The 251-nt window shown below is 66.1% G+C and carries 1 pseudogene; it reads left to right on the top strand.

Features of this window, described 5'->3' with window-relative positions:
• Positions 1-251 (top strand): annotated as a pseudogene (locus tag B1964_RS28400) (IS1380 family transposase); the annotation flags it as partial.

Here is a 251-nt window from a genome sequence, read left to right on the forward strand (position 1 = left end):
TACGGTCGTCCGATACGTCGGGACCGGTACTGCTGCGAGCGGATTCAGCGTTCTACGGCCATCGCGCGATCACCACCGCGCTCCGGGCCGGTGCGCAGGTGTCGGTCACCGTGCGTCAGGATTCCCACGTCCGAGCAGCGATCAGCGAGATACCGGCAGATGCATGGACGCCGATCGAGTACACCGACGCCGTCTTCGACGAAGACAGCGGCCAGTGGGTCTCGCGGGCCGAGGTCGCCGAAGTACCGTTC

This window comes from Gordonia sp. i37 (assembly GCF_002043085.1).
GTDB classification, from domain to species: domain Bacteria; phylum Actinomycetota; class Actinomycetes; order Mycobacteriales; family Mycobacteriaceae; genus Gordonia; species Gordonia polyisoprenivorans.